The organism is Thiothrix nivea DSM 5205, from assembly GCF_000260135.1.
Lineage (GTDB): Bacteria > Pseudomonadota > Gammaproteobacteria > Thiotrichales > Thiotrichaceae > Thiothrix > Thiothrix nivea.
In genome coordinates this window covers 4524636-4543351 of record NZ_JH651384.1, presented here as the reverse complement: position 1 = coordinate 4543351, position 18716 = coordinate 4524636, and the positions used below count along the sequence as shown (strand labels likewise).

The window sequence follows — 18716 nt, the reverse complement described above, 5'->3', positions numbered from 1 at the left end:
CGCGTTTCATCAACGTTATTATGATTGAAGGCGTCTATAAATCCCTTAAACTTGGTAAATTTCAACCTGTAAGTGGCACTCCCCTATACTGGGGCAACCCCGTACACATCACCCTTATCGCCCTGAATAACTGCGTAGTTTCCACACCACGAAAACCAGCACCAGCGCGATCATCACCACCGCTGCCAGCACGATCATCCACAGGAACTGCTCCACATAAGTCGCCATCAACAGGGTAAGCAACAGCAGCGCGCCGACCACATACAGCTTCCACGACACCAGCATCCCGTCCACTTTCGTCATGACCCTTCTCCCTGGCTATCAATTCCCAAAAATGCCGCCACCAGCCAGTCAACTTCATCCGCATGAGTCACCGGCGCAGCATGACCCGCTCCGGCAACCACCACCAACCGACCATCCGCCAGCCCATTCGCCAGTTGCGTGGAATGTTCCAGCGTAATCACATCGCGTTCACCCACCATCACCAGCACCGGTGCACGGATCGCCTGCAAATCGGCGCGGCTCAAACGCGGTTCGGTACGCCACAAATGGCGGATTTTACTGGCCAGCGTCGGGTAATGCTCCCCCGCGCCTGACCACCACCCCTTGAGCCATTGCCACACCCCACCGGCAGGTTGGGCATCTTCCGCCTGCAAATCCGTATTCGCCTCCGCCGTCAGGCCGGAAGGGTCGAAATTGGCGCTGATGGCGACGATTTTCCCCACCTGCTGTGGCCAGTCACGCCCCAGCAACAGGGCAGTAATACCGCCATCGCTCCAGCCGATAATGTCGGTTTGTGGGATATGCAAACGATCCAGCACCTCAATGGCATCTTTCGCAAACTGGTGGTAGTTCAGCTCGCCATGCCCGAGCGTGGATTCGCCATGCCCGCGCGTATCCACCAACACCACCTTGCGCCCCGATTCCACCAGCCATGGCACTTGCGAAAACCAGCTCAACCGGTTGCTCAAACCACCGTGCAGCAGCAACACCGACTTGCCTTCCCCATACGCCACATAATGGATGCGTGCGCCATGCAGGCTGATATTGCCCGCTTCCACCGCTACGGAACTGGTCAGCCGCCACCCCAGGTAATGCAGGAAATTGGCCGGAACCGGCCACAACCAGGCATCCGCTGCAATCAGGGCGATAGCCAACCCACCAAGCAGTCCGCGCCAAATCATTTCATCAGCACCTGACGGTAGCCACCCGCCACCAGCGCCGCCACATCCAGCAGGATCGAAGCCAGCGACACCCCGCGCGGGTAGGCCAGATACAGGCTGCGCCACTGCGGGTTGAACTTATCCTTGTAATCGCGCAAGCCCTTGAAATTGTAAAAATGGTTGCCGTACTGGTAGACCAGCCGGATCAGCCGTTCCTCACGCGGCGACCACACGCTATCCCCCACCCCCGCCAGCGGCGCGACACCCAGGTCAAACCAGCGATACCCCGCTTCCGCTGCGTGCTTCATCAGGTTGACGAACAGGAAATCCATCGTCCCGTTAGGCGCATCCGCCAGATGGCGCATCAGGTCGATACGGTATTCTTCCCTGCTACCGAAATCCGGCGTCACGCTGGCGAAGGCGATCAGCCTGCCCGCCTGCCGCACCAGCGCAAAACCGCTGCACTGTTCCAGAAATGCACGCTCAAAACGCCCCAGCGAAAAGCCTTTTTCCGCCGCCTGCTTGTCTTCCAGCCAGGCGTCTGACACAGCCTGTAACTCTCGCCACAGCGGCTCCGGCAGCGGATGTTGCGCCACCTCAAAGCTCAGGCCATCGCGTGTGCCGTGATTCAGGGCTGTGCGCAACTTCTGCGCCTTTTTGCCGGTCAGGGTGAAATTTTCCAGCGGAACCCGCGCCTTTTCCCCCAGCTTCAGCAACGCAAACCCAGCGTTCAGGTAGTAATGCAAATTAGCTTCATCCACTTGGTAGAACACCGCCACCCGGTTGTAATCCTCCGCCATGCTGCGGAAAGCACGGATGCCTTCCGCCACACCCGCGCTATCTGCCGCCGCCGGGTCGCCCAGCGCAATCAGGTGGTTGCGTTGCTGGCCATACTGGATTAGCGCCGTTTCCGCCCCACCCATCAGCAGGTATTTGTCACCGAGGAACGTCAGGTAGGAATAAGTTGTCTGGCCAACCCCCGTATAGAAACGCCGCGCCTGTTCCAGCAGCCCGGCATCCGGCAATTTCATGCTGGCGGGCAGCGGCATCGAAAACCACGTCCAGCCCAGCCAGGCGAGGAACGTCAGCAGCATCACGATCAGCGCGCGTGCGTAACGCGCCGCATCCGCCCCGTGGCCGAAAGCGCCCAGGCGCACGGTAAACTGCTCCGACCCGTACAAGATTTCCCCCAGTCCCGCTGCCAACAGCAAAGCCAGCCCCGCCGCCAGTAACCAGCGCAGGCTGCGGCGGCTAGTCAGCGGATAACCCCGATGCCGGAACGCCACCTTGTTGGCGCGCAGCAAGGCCGACAACACCAGCAGCAGCATGGCCTCCTCGTAATCCAGCCCTTTCAGCAGCGTCACCACAATGCCCAGCAGCAACACGCCCTGGGTGGTGTGGTAAGCGCCGCGCATCCCCGCGCTGATGCCGCGCGCCAGCCCCAGCAGCAACGCCCCCGCGATCACGCTGGACAGGTGAAAACCTTCCCGCAAAATCAGCGGCATATACAGCGACAAGGCTTCCAGCCGCGTCGCCACCGCCGGAAACGCGGCGGACACCAGCAGCAATACCCCCGCCGCAAACGTCAAATAAGCCAGCGCCTGGGTGCTGACCTGCCCCAGAAAGCGCAGCGGAACCTGCCCCAGCCGCAGCAAGGGGTGCGCCTGGAAACGGCGGATAAACTCATCCATGCCGCCGCCTTCCTTAACCAGCGTCATCCCCGACAGCATCTGCACGCCAAACAGGAACGGAATGAAGTAATACACCACCCGGAACAGCAGCAAAGCCGCCAGTACCAGACTGGCGTCATCCGCCACGCCACCCAGTAACACCAGCATGGTTCCCTCGAATACCCCCAGGCCGCCGGGAACCATGCTCACCCAACCCAGCGTGGCCGCCACCGTAAACGCCGCCAGCAACACATCCAGCGGCAAGCGTTCCCCAACCACCCGCAGGCACAAGTCCAGCAGCAATACCACCGCCAGCCAATCGAGCAGGGAAACCAGCAACAAACCCAGCCGTTGTGGAAACGCCAGTGGCGGCGTATCCGCCAGCAAGCGCTTGTGCAACCCGCCACCACCCGCCACCAGCAGGAACAGCACCCAGTACAGGCTGACCAGGCCCAGTACCAACACCGCCAGATTCAGCGGCATGGTCAGTTGCGCCAGCATGTCAGTGTGTAAAAACAGCACCGAGGTCGACAGCACCGACAGACCCACCGGCATACTGAACAGCACCAACCCGGCGAAGGCCACCGCATCCCGCCCCGTCACCCCGGCATTGCCCAGCGCCAGGTAGCGGATACCCGCGCCGGTCATGCCTGCAAAGCCAGCCACATTGTTCAGCACACTGGCTAGCCAGGCATGACGGGCGACATAGGCCACGTTGGCCTTGAGCCGCAGCCAGCGCAGCAACAGCACGTCATACAACGCATTCAGGCTGACCACCAGCATCCCCGCCGCAATCAACAGCAAGGTAGCGGGCAAACTGATCTGCTTGAAAGTGGCGTGCACCGCGCCCATGTCAATCTGGCGAAACTCGCGTGATGCCGCGCCCAAGGCCAGCATCAGTGCCAGTAAGGGCAACAGCCAGCGCAACCATTGCAGCAGCTTGGCCACCGCCAGATTGCCACGTAAACCGGTTCCATTATTGAAAGCCATTCTGCACACCTGATCCTGTTATCCCGAATTGAGCATCTGCCTAGCAAAAAACGTTCCACCCATTTTATTCCCTGCCAATCATGCACTTGCAGCAAGAGTGGCAAATTGTCGGTTAGCAGCGGGGAATATTCACCATTTACCCACCACTGCGGCAAGTGGGTAAGGAATATCCCCCACTGCCATTACCCCCATTGCCAAGATCAGAAAAATATGCCTTAAGAACATAACCTTATAAGCATGGCACGGAATATGCTGAACACCCTGCAAGCAAAACCATTTTCAACAGGAGTATGCCGATCATGAATACACGACCCAACCCAAGCCGTCTGGCCAGAGTAGCCGTCATTGGTCTGAGCGTTTCCCTGCTGGTAGCCGGTCTGGCGCACGCCGGCAATAACGCCGTCAGTAACGCGCCCCGTTATGACCTGACCACCGAGCTGGAACAACTGGGCCAACATCTTGAAGCTTCGGCAGAACGCGCCATGAACTATTCCAACGCCCGCTGGACTGACATGACCAGCGACAGCCCGCTGAAAATCGACCTGATCGAAGCCCGTTTCCACTTGCAAAACGTCGTCATTGACCAGGACACCGGCCACGAAGCGGTGGGCGCTGACAACCAGTTGGGCGAAGTGCAAAAGGCGCTGGACAAAGCCATGACCGAAGCCGACGAATACTGGACTGACCCGCTCTACAAACAGCAGATCAGCGCTATGCAGGCAAAAATTGGCCACTTGCTCCAGACCCCGGCCGAAATCCCCGGAGCCATTACCGACGGGCAACTGGCCAAAGTCCAGCAGGAATTACAGATGATCATCAATTCCCTGTAAGCAAGGAGACTCAGCCATGAAAACCACACGCAAACCCACCCTGCTGCTGAGCGCCGCCGCCAACAATGACCAGCCCTACTGGCCGGGTGCATTGGAAGCGGTGCAAAGCGCGTTGGGGGGGTAGCCATGAACGAACTGCACGCATTCCTCGCCACGGTCTGGTTCGTCCTGCTGGGGTTGGTGCTCGCCCTGTACGTCATGCTGGATGGCTTTGAACTTGGGGTTGGCATACTGTCATTGCTGAACCTTCTCCCGAAGACCCTCACCCCAACCCCTCTCCCGGAGGGAGAGGGGCTAAGGACGGCGGCTTCTTGCCCCCCCTCTACCTCCGGGAGAGGGGGTTGGGGGGTGAGGGTAACGGGGCTGAATCGCCTGAATGAAATCTGGCTGCTGCTGGCAGGCATGATCATGCTGGGCGCTTTTCCACCGGCCTTTGCGCTGATCGCCAGTAGCCTGCGCCTGCCGCTGGCCTTGTTGCTGGCAGGGCTGCTGCTGCGGCGGGCGGGCGTCATTGCCAACCGCCATCAACGCAAGCCGGGGCTAGCGCATGGCTTGTACGGCTGGGGCAGCCTGTTGGCTGCCATTGCGCAAGGGCTGGTATTGGGCGCGGTTTGCTGCGGCGGCCTGCCGGCTTGGGTGTCACCCGCCAGCTGCTTGATCGGTGTCGGTGTGGTGCTGTTTTACCTGCTACTGGGCGTTTGTTACCAACATGGCCGCCGCTCCTTGCTGTTTGCCGGGCTGGGCTTGTTCCTGCTGGCATTCAGCGCGCTGGCTACCTGGCTGTATCCGGACATCATCCCCGGCAGGCTGGCGCTGGGCGAAGCTGCCGCTTCCAACCAGACCCTGTTGTCCATGATCCTCGGCATCAGCCTGCTGTTACCGGTGATACTGGCCTATAATGGCTTCCAGTACTTACTGTCCAGCAAACCTTCCGGCCAGCACGATAACCACAAGACACCACCGGCAGCTTAAGGAGCCAGCATGTCATTCCTGCACAACCCGACAGCACGCAATATCCAGCCCCTGTGGATACCGGTGGCGGTACTCGGCGGCCTGTTACTGGTGTCGCTGGTGGTGCAACTGACGCTGGCGTGGCTGTCGTATGACCGTATCCTGCCTGCCTCCCGCCATATCGACCATCTGGACCAGTTGCAGCAAACCCTGACCCAGGTCGAAACCACGCTTGCCCACCAGTTACCCGATAGCAGCAGCATACCGCCCGAGTCGCGCTCTGCCCTGCAACAAGCTTTGCAGGATTTGCTGACCCGCGTGGGGTATCTGGCAAACAGCACCTCAGCCAGCATCCGGCAGGCGCAGCAGGTACTGAAAGTGGAAAGCGCCCACCCACGCGAAACCCTGCTGACGGTCATGAACATCCTGCGTGAAATCTTCCAGCAGGAATCCCGCCAACACAAAGACCTGACCAAAAGCATTTTCGAGGCTTCCCGCTTTGAGCTGGAACTGGGTGTGATCGTGGTGCTGACCCTGCCGCTGGCCGCCGCCATCCTGCTAACCCTGATGCGGCGGCGCATCCTCAGCCCCTTGCAGCAAATGGGCTACCTGATGGAAACGCTGGGCAAACGCCAGTACCAGCGCATCCCGGCAGAAAACGTCGACCCCACGCTCCAGCCGCTGATGGAAAACTACAACACCCTGGTGGTACGCCTGTCCGAACTGGAGGCCGAGCACCTGCAATACGAGCAACAACTGGAACAACAGGTGGAAAAAGCCGCCCGCACCCTGATCGAACAGCAGCGCAGCCTCGCCAATACCGAACGGCTGGCGGCGCTGGGCGAAGTGATGGCGCGGCTGGCACACGAACTGCGCAACCCGCTGGCCGGGGTGAAAATGGCTTGCACCAACATCCGCCGGGAAATCGCCGACAGCGGCGAAGACGTGCCGCACAAGGAGCGCATTGAACTGGTCGGGCAGGAAATCGACCGCATGATCCAGATGCTCAACAGCCTGCTGGATCAGGCGCACCACCAGCCCGAACAACTGACAAGTGTACAGCTCGACAAGGCTATCAGCGACCTGCTGACGCTAGCGCGTTACCAGATGCCGGAACACATCAGCCTGCACCAGGAGGTTCCCGCCGCTATAGTCTGCCGTTTGCCCGACACCGGCTTGCGTCAGGTCTTGCTGAACCTGATCCTCAATGCCCGGCAGGCACTGGACAGTGAACCCGGCACCATCACCGTCAAGGCCGCGCTGGAAAACAGCATCCTCACCATCAGCGTCAGCGATGACGGCCCCGGTTTCCCGCCCGACCTGCTGGAAAACAACATCCGCGCCTTCAACACCCACCGGGTTGGCGGCACTGGCCTCGGCCTGTCGATGGTGCAACGTTTCGCGCGCGCCCACGGCGGCAAACTGCTGCTCAGCAGCCTTGAACCCCACGGCGCTTGCGTCACCCTGCGACTCAATTGTGTGGGCTAAGAAACCCTTGATGTAATCTGGACATCCCCCCCTGTGAACAATTTGCTGATTTCACCTTTCAGCAACACTGAAAATACGCGAAGATATACCACCCTGAACCGGATAAAAAACATCATGGACTCCGATCACACTGCACTGCTAACTATCAAGGACTACATCCGCTGGGGCGCAAGCCGCTTTGCCGAGGCCGAGCTGAGTTTCTCGCACGGCATGGCTTCTCCTTTCGACGAAGCCGCCTATCTGGTGCTGTACACCCTGCACCTGCCGACAGACACGCCCGACCTGTATTTCGACAGCCGCCTGACCAGCGCCGAACGTGAAGCAGTCGCGGACATCATCCGCCAGCGGGTGGAAACCCGCAAACCCGCCGCCTACCTGACCAACGAAGGCTGGTTTTGCGGCCTGCCTTTTTACGTCGATGAGCGCGTGCTGATCCCGCGTTCACCGATTGCGGAAACCATCGAAAAACAGTTTGCGCCCTGGATCGAATCGCATGAAGTTCACAACATACTTGACCTGTGCACCGGAAGTGGTTGTATTGGAATTGCTTGTGCCTATGCTTTCCCCCATGCTCAGATTGACCTCAGCGACATTTCGGCAGATGCGCTGGGAGTCGCGCAGACCAACATCGAGCGCCACAACCTTGCCGGACAGGCGGAAGCAATAGCATCCGACCTGTTCGACAACCTACAAGGCCGACAATACGACATTATCGTCAGCAACCCGCCGTATGTGGATGCTAACGACATGGCCGCCCTCACCCCTGAATTCCTGCACGAACCATCTGATCTGGCGCTGGCTTCCGGCCATGACGGGCTGGATCATGTGCGCCGCATCTTGCGCGAGGCTGCGGAACACCTGACCGACAATGGCATTCTGGTGGTGGAAGTGGGCAACAGCCAGTATGCGCTACAGGCTGCCTACCCAGATGTGCTGTTTCATTGGCTGGAATTTGAACGCGGCGGTGATGGAGTTTTCCTCCTTACCGCCGATCAGGCAAAAGGGAACCTCTAAAAAGCCGGAGTAGCGCAGCACTTAGCTTTACCCTTCCGGTATTTTGTTAAAAAATAATCAAGCCAACCCATTTTTGGGGTGTATCAAGCCTACTTTATGCCTATTTTCCCGCCTTCTTGCGGATTCTGGGGGGATTTCCCCTCAAATGGGCGCAACTCCGCTTTCTTTGAGCGAACAAAGCCGCCGCAGGTTGTAAACAGCCGCCTTGATGCTTAGGCCAAATTCTGCTCGCGCCAACCCAATGCTGCGGATCCGTTTTCCGCCCATCGCCAACATCGCCCCAAACACATGCTCGACCCGTGCACGTGGTTTGGCGATACGGGTATTGCGGCGTTTCTGGCATTCGGATGGCGGCTTGCCACGTTTGGCTTTGTGCTGGATGTGCAACCGCCAACCGTTTTGCTGGAGGCGTTGTTCTCGCGCCCTGTCCTCATACCCCTTGTCCGCCCACACGTCACGGCTGGTGTTAGCGGGATCAAGTACGTCTTCAAAGTGGTTGGTGTCGTGTTCTTTGGCGGTGCTGACGTGGCGTTTGCGGATCAGTTTATATTTCCGGTCGGCACTGATGCTGAGCTTGTAACCGTGGTGGCTTTTGCCATGCTTCTTTGTCCAACTGGCTTCGGTGTCTTTCTGGCGGCGTTGCGCGTCCGTCCACTCCGGTGGTGTTTCACCCTGTACCAGCTTTTCTTTCTCCGCTTTGCGGAAATGTTGCCGGGGAGCCTCCACCAGCGTGGCGTCAACGATTTGCCCGCCACGGGCAATGAACCCGTGTTGCTGCAACTGACGCTGCACGGCATCAAATAAGGCATCAGCACCTCCTGCCGCGCTGATCCGTTCACGGAAGACCCACAGGGTGTTGGCATCCGGGATGCTGCTGGAATGCCGCAGACCGCAGAAGCGCTGGAAGGACAGCCGGTCAAGCAGTTGGTATTCCAGCGCTTCGTCCGACAGGTTATACAGATGCTGCAGTACCAACACCCGCACCATCAGTTCGGTCGGGTAGGGCGGACGGCCTCCCTGTTTTCGGTTGGGGCGCGGGGCAATCCGGTCGATTTCAGCAGCCAGATCGGAAAATTTGACGTGTTTTTCCAGCGTGGACAACAGGTCCCCCTTACGGTCGAGTTTCTGTTCCCGCTCTTCAGCGGCAAATAGACTGGTTTTGATGGCGCTTTTCTTACTCATCGTGATCGGGGCTGTTTGTCGGTCAAGTGGCTATTTTCGCATAGTCGGCGCGGGAACGGGGGTTTTTAGAGGTTCCCAAAAGTACTCAGGGACAAGCACCATTAACCGGAAATGCCAACCTGACAACCACGCCCTGCCCCACCTGATTATCAACCCACAAGGTTGCACCAACCTGTTTTGCACGCTTACGCATGTTTTTAAGCCCCCTTCCTTGGGAGGATGGAAGCAACTGGCCATTCCCATCGTCTTTAATCTCCACAGCCGCGTGTTTAATTCCATCATCTTCCAAAATGTAAGTGGAGACTGTCAGCGTTTTAGCCCCACTATGCTTGATGGCATTACTGATTGCCTCTTGCACAATACGCATAGTGGAGAGGGCTTTTTCAGGACCAAAATCTTGCAAGCCGGGTAAATCAGTTACCCTCCATTTGACTACAAATTTTGCATATCTGAGTTGTTTATCCAGGCGCTCCCTTAACATGCCCAACACTGTAGCAATATCCCCATTATTATTATCCATTGAATCAATAACCAGCCTCAGATCTTGCAATATGTGTTGCACTTCACACTTCAAATCATTTGGTTTGATCTGTGAAGTTTCCAGGGAGGCAAGTACTGCAACCAAACTTCCCCCTATGCCATCATGCAGGTCACGCATGATCCTCTCACGTTCCTGAGAGAGAATTTTTGCATTCTGAAGTTTTTGTATCTTTGCATAATTACTCTCTATTGCCTTTCTTTTTAAATGAACTTCACTCTGTAGTTCCTGGTTATAGTTTTCCATCATCCTTATGCCATCCATAAAGCGCCCCAACAGGATTTTTATAATCACAATAACTGACAATAAAGCAGAGAAATGCAGCAGGAATGGTGATGATACATCCAAGTAGTGATCTTTTACTAACAGGTCATGAAGTCCAAAGAGAATAATTGAAATGCCCGTCAGTAACATAAGCAATGTGTTTTGATTAGCATTTTCTCGATAGCGGTCAATCAAAAATAAAACGGCATACAAACCGATGCATGTTACAAAAGCAAACCATATTTTGTAAGCATAAAACCATATCCACCCCGGATTAAGATAAAAGAATGGCAGGCTGAAAAGAAATGCACCCGATATTATCTTCCACCTGATACGATGATTTGGGGAGCATTCAACTTCACATAAGAAAAGGACAATGAAAACAACAGACCAACCAAAACCCAACGGTGCAATGATATCCCACAGCAAGGCAACTTCCCCTCCGTCGAGGCCGGAATTGTAGGCGTTATGTACAGCCCATAAAAAAGACGCCAATGAAAACCACAGGTAATAAGTATCCTTCTTTCTCAAAAACCAGAAAAAAATCACAAACAAACCGAATGAAGTCAGTAATATGACCACGAAAAGTATTAAATGATGCCTAACTAGCTCACTTTTTTTATACCAAGATGTCAGGCTATCAACCGCTCCGACATAAACATTATCCAGATAAACAAGGGAACCTTCTGATCCGGATAAGTGTACATACAGCTTATTATTCTCAGGAAGAAAGATGTCCTTGTCCAGGATCAGTATGGAAAGCTTACCCCTACCGCGATAAACGGGAAAGCCCGTATTTTTATTGCTTTTTATCCATAATGAATTGATAAAAAATTCCGCCGAACCGGATACCCCCGGAAGATAGATGGCTAACCGATCATCCCTATACTTCCTGAGCAAACCGTCAAGATCAAGCCGATACCATAGCTCCAACCCTTGTTTATTTAACAATTGTCTGTCTGGCAGATATACACGAGACCAACCCTTTTCAGGAAGGTTTCCCGGGGTTTTGGTTGCTGAATAAACTGATACACCATCCAGGATGCTACCGAAATTGTCCTTGGATGGGGCATCAAAAAGGAAACGATAAGAAAAAGTACTGACTAGCAATACATAACAGAGCAATACACCAGACCATATAAATACAGCACGTGACAAGCGGATACCTTCGGTATTAATTTAAATTAGGTTCATGCGCCTCGCCTCAAAAATGGCTTCGGCCTTGGAGTTAACCGAGAGTTTACGATAAACATTCTTCACATGTGTTGCAATTGTGTGATACGACAGTTCTTCCATTTCAGCGATTTCTTTCGACGTATAACCTTTGGCCACTTTCGTCAGGATGTCACGTTCGCGCCTGGTCAGTTTCTCCAGCATCTCATACGCATCGCTCTGAGGCTGGAAGCGCCTTAGCACATGCCGCGCCAATGATGGTGTTATTGGGGAGCCTCCATCTACCAACATCACAATCGCATCCTCAATCTTGAAGCTATCATCGTCCTTGTGCAGATAGCCGAATGCACCATTGGCAATCGCCTCCAACACATGCCCCTCATCACCAAAGACACTAATAACCAGGGGTTGTGTATCCAGCGCCTCCTCCCTGATTTTACGTATCAGGTTCATTCCATTCCCGTCCGGCAAATCCAAATCCACCAGCAGGACATCAGGCGGATCAAGCTCCAGGATTTTCACGGCGGAACTGAAGGTACTGCATGCAGCCCTTAACATGAGATGTCGACTTTCAGTCACAGTTTGGGACAAGCGTTTGAGAACGGCTGGGTCATCCTCAACGATCATGATGGTAGAAAGCTTGGGTTTGCGGGGCATGAAGTGATCTTCCGGTATTGATCAACTTTTTGATCGTAACGTAATCAACAAAGGAAACACATACCAAATTTTAGGTAGAAATTTAAGCATTACTAACTGAAACTGATGATTTATTCATCAATCAGAAGGTAGAAAATATCAGCAATAGGTTCACTTCCATCATCTATCCCTTATGGAGATACTAACTATGACCCCACTCACATCTCAACAAATCAAAGAAAAGTTGAATGTTTATCGCCAGCTTCTGAAGAATAATGGCATTGATGATATTTCTAAACTAGGCAATGTGGAAATAAAAGACAAGAAGACACTGGAGCCAGGGTTAATTTGTGTAAGACAAGGAAATATCATAGAAGATTATTATGGAAACAATAGAAAATTAGAAAGCGTACCTTTGATGGCGAATACAGGGTCTCAGCTACGTTACGAAGACATTCTTGCGCGTTCTATAAGATCCATAGTGGCAATACCTCAAAACTCAACCTACTATTTTATAGACAACCTATGTGTTGCCGACAAAATAGTTTTTAAAAGAAACTCTACTTTGGTTTTGCAAAATTCAAATAAATTTCCTGTTTTCATTGCAAACGAGATTATTGTAGAAGAAGGGGTTACCATCACTTGGGCTAACCAGAAAAAATTGCATCAACCAAAGAAACGTCCTTCAAAAAGCCCCCCTTCACCAAGCAACACGCCAGGAACCAATGGAAGTATTAAACATGATGGTATAAATGGACTGAATGGAATAGATGGGATTGATGCGCCAACGTTAGAAATATGGGCACTCAAATGCAATAGGTTACCTCTTATAATTTTATCTGGACAGGACGGGCAAGACGGGCAAGACGGGCAAGATGGCAGCTCAGGTCAAAAAGGCTCAAAAGGTAGGGATGGAAAGTTTAATCAAATATGGGTTGGCTGGCCTATCAACGAGTACATTGTCGATGTGACCAACTCCTGCCAAGCTAGAAGCGGTAGTGGCGGAAATGGTTGTAATGGAGGTAACGGTGGAAACGGAGGAAACGGAGGTAATGGTGGCAACGGTGGCAAATTTATCTTTTGCTCTCCACCAAACATAAATGCTCTCCAAGAAATCCCTGTAGTCATTAACGGTGGTAAAGGAGGGGAAGGTGGTCAGGCAGGGATCGGGGGTGAAGGGGGGAAAGGCGGCAAGGAAGGTTACATACCACGAGCAACTATTCCTGGGTTAGAGGATACCCAGATCACCTGTGACGGTCAAAATGCTAGAGATGGCAATAATGGCAGCCGCGGAAATAATGGACACCGAGGCCAAAATGGAAGCTCCGGAAACCATGGAGTAATTATTTCAGTTGAAATAACAAAACAAGATTTTATTGAAAAACTGAGCAAACCTTTGATCATGAAAACTAATAAAGAGATTTTCACGGTTGGTGAGAAACTCATTTTAATGGGAGAAAATTTTACCCCGAATAACATGCTTATTTTACAAGGAAACCCTAATCTAGTAGAACATGACTATATTAGCGAATCACAAATATCTTTTAATATTCCAGACATGGATGGTGGCGACGTTTTTTTACAGGTAAAATCACCTGATGGCGACCTATCAAACCAGGTCACATTTTCCATTAAACCTAATATTTCTATAATAGATCAAGAAAACAATCCCACTACTCGGCTAAAACCAAATAAAAAAATCAGGGTTTCTGGATCAGGCTTCTCAAAAAATAGCCAGGTTTTTATAGAAGATCTTGAACTGAAAGAAATTGAATATGTTAATAGTAATACACTTTCAGCAAAGCTTTTAAGACCCTTTGATAAAGATACTAAACCTTCAAGGAGGGGAGAGATTGTTTCTTTATCTATTAAAACACCAACACGAGCAGGAATACTAACCTCATCACAAACTATAAATATAGATACATTTTATATGATTGTATTCGGTGATAGTATCCTTTGGGGGCAGGGTCTCGCTCCTGAAGAAAAAACGCACCAATTAGTAGAAGATTATATTTATAGCAAACTAGATAATATTGGAATTTATAAAGATGTTTATGCACATTCAGGTGCTGTGATAGCTGAGCCAAGCTCGGAATCTGAGAAAGATGTCAAGCATGAGCATATCAAAGAAGTGCCAGGGTATTTTGGCGGAGAGATACCAACTGCATATCCTACAATACAAGAGCAGGTTGATTTTTATATCAAAAATGTTAATAATAAGATCGACGATAGTGTTGATTTAATTCTTGTTGATGGAGGAATAAATGATATAGGCACTCATAAAATTCTTGGGGGTAATTGGCTTGAAAATATTATTGACAAGCAAGCAGAAGAATTTCTACCTTTTTTACTGACTGGAGAAAGCGAAAAAAGAAATTTAATCTCCATAGTGGAAAAACACTTTCATGATGATATGGAAAAATTATTAAGAAAGCTTTTAATTAATTTTCCAAATGCAAAAATTATTGTAAGTGGTTATTTTTCCATATTCTCCGAGCGATCCAGTAGAGATTATAGGGCGAAATCTATCTTAATGGCCATGCTGATTAGCATGAAGTTATCAGAAAAAGGCATTACACTTGAACTCTCTCAAAATTTTGGAAGCTCTCTTACTAGCCTTATCCCTATGGGACTCGCGTTAGCAATTGAAACATTAAAAGAAGGCGCAAATTTAATTTTCGACCCTCTAAATAAAAGAATATCCATTACTGATGCCTTGTTTGATGTAATGACTTTGAGATCAGAACTTGTTTGTAAAGAAGGACATTATAATATTAAAAGGGCTATTATGGATATTGAAGATACGGATCCAGATTCTAGAGGAAAAATATATTTTGCAGATCCTGATTTCTTACCAGAACACTCCTTATTAGCTCCAAACTCATTACTTTTTGGCGTAAACGCAGATTTTACTCCACAAGATAGTAATTATGTTTACGAGGAAAGAATAAATGCTTGCCAATACATTCAGTCAATTATTAGTTCTGATGTTGATTATAACCATAAAAAATGTTTACTCGCCTCGCTAGGGCATCCTACCCCGGAAGGAGCAGAAAGATATGCAGATGCGATTAAACGCAAATTAGCAGAAGCCATGCCAGAATTAACAGGTTAAACACAATTCAAAAATCAAGTTATCCATCAATAAATACTGATGGATAACGAATAATTTTGATACAAGGAAAAGTTATGAACCCACACAAGATTTTCCGGGCACTCATCCTACTATACGTAGCCCTGATGCCGCTGTTATTCGTAGCCGTATATTTTTCAGTTGATACCCTACCACCCGCCCTACAGGAATATCTGTTTACCGAGGAAACAGAGGCATCTTCAACCTGGGAAAACCTGTTATTCCTAGGTTTGTTGCTTGCATTGATTATTACCTTCGCTGGCATTTGGTTCTTCAAACACTGGGCGAGAATACTGTATGTCTGCATAATGCTGCTTTCCATCCCCTTATATCCCTACTCTGGCGTGACGATCATGACACCTTGGGAATCCCTCCTCAATGATACAATATTGTTGCTTGACGGCATCCTACTAGCGATGATGTTTACTGATCCTGTAAGGGAAACATTCGCTAAAAGCCGCTTGGCCTGAGAGTGTAGCCGGGGCAATCCCGCCAAAGAGTCCGGCTTACCCTGAAGAGCTTCACTGATAGGAATAATAGGAATTATCACCACCGCTACTGCTGTAGGGATAGGTAGTGCTGGTTCCGCTGTTGTTGACGTAACAACTGGTTTTCTGTGCACCCGGCAAATCGGCCAATGGTGAGAACCCTTGCGATAACGCAGTATTCACGGAATTGCTGTTAATGGTGAAAACATTGATCCGCCCATCCGCGCCACCACAGAATGCCGGATACATGCGCCCATCCATACCACAGCTAGTGCCAGTCACGACCACGCCTGCTGACTGCAATTGCAGTTTCATATCTTCCAGAGGCACACCGCCTCCTTCACACTGGCGCGACCCCTGATACTTGTAGACATCAGTATAACTGACCGGCGGTGGCGCAGGTGCAGGCGTTGCAATCCCCCACGGGTTCCATGGCTGCAACACATAACCGCTGGTTGGCACGCAGGCCGCCAAAAACAGGCTGGAAAACAGGGCAAGCGCCCCCACACGCACGTTCAACATATCTCTGCTCCTTATCGCATAATGGGTTGCCGTCACGATTGCTTTGCTTATTGGGTGACGACTTAACCCATTGGACAGACAAAGACAGGCTTCAGTTCCAGCCTGCTGTTTGCGCTGTTTAGCCACACCTTTTCATCAACCTTCCCGCCCACAAACGGTCAAGGGAAAGCGCACCCGGCCCAAACACAAATACCGACCAGATCATTGCGCCCCAGAAGACATGCTGCCAGTAGCCCCCTGCCCCAGCTACCGTATGCAAGTAAGGGTAGGAAATCACCGCTACAATATTGAACACAAACAAAGCCAGCGCAGCCGGGCGGGTCAGCAAACCCAGCGCCAGCAACACCGGCAACACCAGTTCCGCCGCCGTACCCAAATACGCCGCTAATTCCGGAGATAACAGCGGAACCTTGTACTCATCTTCAAACAGGTAAAGCGTACTCGACCAGCTTTGAATTTTGGTCAGGCCGGAGGCAAAAAATACCCACGCCACCCACAACCGAAATACCAGTAGGGTTAGGGGTTTCAAAAAAAGGTCAACAGGCCAGCATTCCGCCAGCAGAAAGCCTGGCAGCGTAATCGGTTTGTCCATGGGAAACTCCTCGCGTTTCAAATGAAGGCTAAACGCTGTAAGACAGAATCCAGCCACGTTGCATGGCGGTAGTCAGCAACATGGGCAATTGTTCCTGAAACTGCTCAGTCAATTCAGGCAAGGTCTTACCCTGTTGCACGGCAGTGAGGAATTGCCAACCGGTTTCATCCAGTTCCACCTGTTGCAGTTTCCTCCCCGCCCGCCATACCAATACATACGTTGGCTGTTGAATCTGGATGCGTTCGAGGGGGAGTTTTTCGGGAAAATCTTCAGGTTGGTGCGCTAACCACACCTTATGGATAGCATAGGGTGACTGTATCAACCGTGCAGATTCTGGCATTTGAAAACAAAGGTTTGTCTGCTGTTCTTCATCCAGGCTCATGATTTGCGTGAAGTCGGAAGCAGGTTGGTTGACGGCATTCCACGCAGCATGGCGCGCCCATTCCAGTTGCGCCACATCAGCCAGCCACTGCATGGATTGCAAGCCTTCATGCTGACGCATGAAAGCTGGGAATCCGTCACCGTATTCCGCCAGAAATGGTCGTGTCGGTGGCGCACGATCGACGTATTCATCGGAAAGCCGCCCGAAAAATTCCTCGCCCACCAGTTGCAGCGTGACTTCGTACAGGGAGCCGAGGTATTGCAGCAACACGCCATGCACGCTATTGCGGTAGATACCAACCCGTTGCATGGCGTCAAGCTCACCGTGATCCTTCACCAGTTCCGCCGCTCCTGCCCGCTGGTTGCGGTCGAAAATGGCGGCAACGAAACGGCGTTGCAGGTCAGGCAAGGGCACGCGCTTGCACCTCGGCGGCTTTGGCGGCTTCCGCCAGCAGGGTTTCCAGTTCCGGTACGTTGTTGTCCCATTCGATCAGGGTGGGAACCGAACCTACCCGGCGGATGGCTTGCGCATACAAATCCCACACGGGTTGCGTAACGGGGTAACCGTGGGTGTCGAGCAGATGGGTTCCTCGGTCTTCGTAACCGGCGAGATGGATTTCCTGCACCCGTGCGGGCGGAATTGCGTTGAGGTAATCCAGCGGGCCAAAATCGTGGTTGCAGGCGCTGACGTAGATATTGTTCACGTCCAGCAGCAGTTTGCAGTCAGCCTCTTCCACCACAGCAGCCAGGAATTCCCACTCCGTCATGACCGACTGTTGGTATTGCAGATAGCTGGAAACGTTTTCAATCACCAGCCCACACCCGAGTATGTCCTGCGCCTGGCGGATACGCGCAGCAACGTGCCGGATGGTTGCGTCAGTGTAAGGCAGTGGAATCAGGTCGTGTGTGACCATGCCATGTACCGAAGTCCAGCACAGATGGTCAGACACCCAGGCAGGATTTACCCGATCCACCAGCAACTTGACGCGCCTGAAATATTCCTGATCCAGCGGGTCGGTCGAACCAAGCGACATGCCGACGCCGTGGAATGTGAGGGGGTAATGTTCGGCAATTTCGAGCAGATAATCCTGCTGCACGCTACCGGGCAGCAGGTAATTATCGGTGAGGATTTCCAGCCACGGGATGGGTGGCTTTTCGTCCACAATGCGGTCGATGTGCTGGAAACGCAGACCGACGCCACATCCTGTTATCTGGCCGGAAACAGACATTGGGTCAGTTCATCTTCATGTCTTCGCCGTCGATCACAGTGCCGCCAGCGATTTTCTCACAAGTGCCTTTGGGCAGCTTGATCCATTCGCCCGGGGCGTTGTCAACCTTGGCCTGACCGGCGCAGGCGTGGCCATTCGCACCACAGTCATTCATGCCAGCCTTGACAATGCCGCCGCACTTTTCTGTTTCCGGCTTGGCTTCGTCATCAGCCGCCAGCAGGGTGGTGGAAGCAGCGGCCATACCCAGCGCCATAATTGTGGCAGCCATCAGTTGTTTGTTCGTCGTCATCTCGATTACTCCATATTCTATTGGTGGAAAATGCCAACTTCCCGACGTTCGTTACCTCGCTGAAGTTATCCTTATGTACGGGGAACGGGATTATCCGGATGCAGCATTGGGTAAAACATAACGGAAATAATCGCAAATAGCAGCAAAAAGCCCCGAAAATCGGGGCTTTTTGGTATGTGC

General features: G+C 52.2%; 17 protein-coding genes. 6 read left to right on the top strand and 11 right to left on the bottom strand.

Annotated elements, in window-relative coordinates; all coding sequences use genetic code 11:
• Positions 1 to 114 precede the first annotated feature (114 nt).
• Genes THINI_RS22490 through mprF form a run of 3 tightly spaced genes read right to left on the bottom strand, consistent with a single transcriptional unit; the run spans position 115 to position 3823 of the window.
• Positions 115 to 303: a hypothetical protein gene (locus THINI_RS22490; protein ID WP_002710788.1), complete on the bottom strand. Its 189-nt coding sequence runs from the start codon at positions 301 to 303 to the stop codon at positions 115 to 117.
• Positions 300 to 1184, bottom strand: a complete 885-nt coding sequence (locus THINI_RS22485; RefSeq protein ID WP_002710787.1) for an alpha/beta fold hydrolase — start codon at positions 1182 to 1184, stop codon at positions 300 to 302. Before THINI_RS22485 ends, THINI_RS22490 begins: the two co-directional genes overlap by 4 nt.
• Positions 1181 to 3823 (bottom strand): bifunctional lysylphosphatidylglycerol flippase/synthetase MprF, encoded by a 2643-nt coding sequence (mprF, locus tag THINI_RS22480; protein WP_002710786.1) that lies wholly within the window; start codon positions 3821 to 3823, stop codon positions 1181 to 1183. Before mprF ends, THINI_RS22485 begins: the two co-directional genes overlap by 4 nt.
• A gap of 299 nt (positions 3824 to 4122) precedes the next feature.
• On the opposite strand from mprF, the gene THINI_RS22475 reads away from it, so the two are divergent.
• The 4 genes from THINI_RS22475 (at position 4123) to prmB (ending at position 8106) form a co-directional block, all read left to right on the top strand.
• Positions 4123 to 4653: a hypothetical protein gene (locus tag THINI_RS22475; protein WP_002710785.1), complete on the top strand. Its 531-nt coding sequence runs from the start codon at positions 4123 to 4125 to the stop codon at positions 4651 to 4653.
• Positions 4654 to 4779: 126 nt separating this feature from the next.
• On the top strand, positions 4780 to 5625 hold the full coding sequence (locus THINI_RS22470) for a cytochrome d ubiquinol oxidase subunit II (RefSeq protein WP_002710783.1): 846 nt from the start codon (positions 4780 to 4782) through the stop codon (positions 5623 to 5625).
• Between the two features lie 9 nt (positions 5626 to 5634).
• Complete coding sequence (locus THINI_RS22465) at positions 5635 to 7092, top strand: sensor histidine kinase (RefSeq protein WP_002710782.1); 1458 nt, start codon at positions 5635 to 5637, stop codon at positions 7090 to 7092.
• 114 nt (positions 7093 to 7206) lie between these two features.
• On the top strand, positions 7207 to 8106 hold the full coding sequence (gene prmB / locus THINI_RS22460; protein WP_002710781.1) for a 50S ribosomal protein L3 N(5)-glutamine methyltransferase: 900 nt from the start codon (positions 7207 to 7209) through the stop codon (positions 8104 to 8106).
• A gap of 141 nt (positions 8107 to 8247) precedes the next feature.
• Here the strand turns inward: prmB and THINI_RS22455 are convergent, their stop codons facing one another.
• The 3 genes from THINI_RS22455 to THINI_RS22445 form a co-directional block, all read right to left on the bottom strand.
• A complete protein-coding gene (locus THINI_RS22455; RefSeq protein WP_002710256.1) occupies positions 8248 to 9288 on the bottom strand; it encodes an IS5 family transposase in 1041 nt (346 codons plus the stop codon).
• An 85-nt stretch (positions 9289 to 9373) separates the two neighbouring features.
• The gene (locus THINI_RS22450) at positions 9374 to 11248 is read right to left on the bottom strand and encodes a sensor histidine kinase (protein ID WP_002710780.1); all 1875 of its coding nucleotides are present in this window, start codon (positions 11246 to 11248) and stop codon (positions 9374 to 9376) included.
• Positions 11249 to 11269: 21 nt separating this feature from the next.
• Positions 11270 to 11920, bottom strand: a complete 651-nt coding sequence (locus THINI_RS22445) for a response regulator (RefSeq protein WP_002710779.1) — start codon at positions 11918 to 11920, stop codon at positions 11270 to 11272.
• Positions 11921 to 12107: 187 nt separating this feature from the next.
• Here THINI_RS22445 and THINI_RS22440 point away from each other — a divergent pair, with 187 nt between their 5' ends.
• Positions 12108 to 15017, top strand: a complete 2910-nt coding sequence (locus THINI_RS22440; protein WP_040839728.1) for a hypothetical protein — start codon at positions 12108 to 12110, stop codon at positions 15015 to 15017.
• Positions 15018 to 15091: 74 nt separating this feature from the next.
• Positions 15092 to 15505, top strand: coding sequence for a hypothetical protein (locus THINI_RS22435; protein WP_002710777.1), 414 nt, complete (start codon positions 15092 to 15094; stop codon positions 15503 to 15505).
• Positions 15506 to 15556: 51 nt separating this feature from the next.
• Here THINI_RS22435 and THINI_RS22430 read toward each other — a convergent pair whose 3' ends face one another.
• The 5 genes from THINI_RS22430 to THINI_RS22410 form a co-directional block, all read right to left on the bottom strand.
• Complete coding sequence (locus THINI_RS22430) at positions 15557 to 16045, bottom strand: hypothetical protein (RefSeq protein WP_002710776.1); 489 nt, start codon at positions 16043 to 16045, stop codon at positions 15557 to 15559.
• Positions 16046 to 16163: 118 nt separating this feature from the next.
• Entirely contained in the window at positions 16164 to 16637 is a 474-nt protein-coding gene (locus THINI_RS22425; RefSeq protein WP_002710775.1) for a DoxX family protein, read from the bottom strand.
• A gap of 28 nt (positions 16638 to 16665) precedes the next feature.
• Positions 16666 to 17433, bottom strand: coding sequence for an HvfC/BufC N-terminal domain-containing protein (locus tag THINI_RS22420; RefSeq protein WP_002710774.1), 768 nt, complete (start codon positions 17431 to 17433; stop codon positions 16666 to 16668).
• The gene (gene bufB, locus THINI_RS22415) at positions 17420 to 18247 is read right to left on the bottom strand and encodes an MNIO family bufferin maturase (protein ID WP_002710773.1); all 828 of its coding nucleotides are present in this window, start codon (positions 18245 to 18247) and stop codon (positions 17420 to 17422) included. Before bufB ends, THINI_RS22420 begins: the two co-directional genes overlap by 14 nt.
• A gap of 4 nt (positions 18248 to 18251) precedes the next feature.
• Complete coding sequence (locus THINI_RS22410) at positions 18252 to 18536, bottom strand: BufA1 family periplasmic bufferin-type metallophore (RefSeq protein ID WP_002710772.1); 285 nt, start codon at positions 18534 to 18536, stop codon at positions 18252 to 18254.
• Positions 18537 to 18716: the final 180 nt, after the last annotated feature.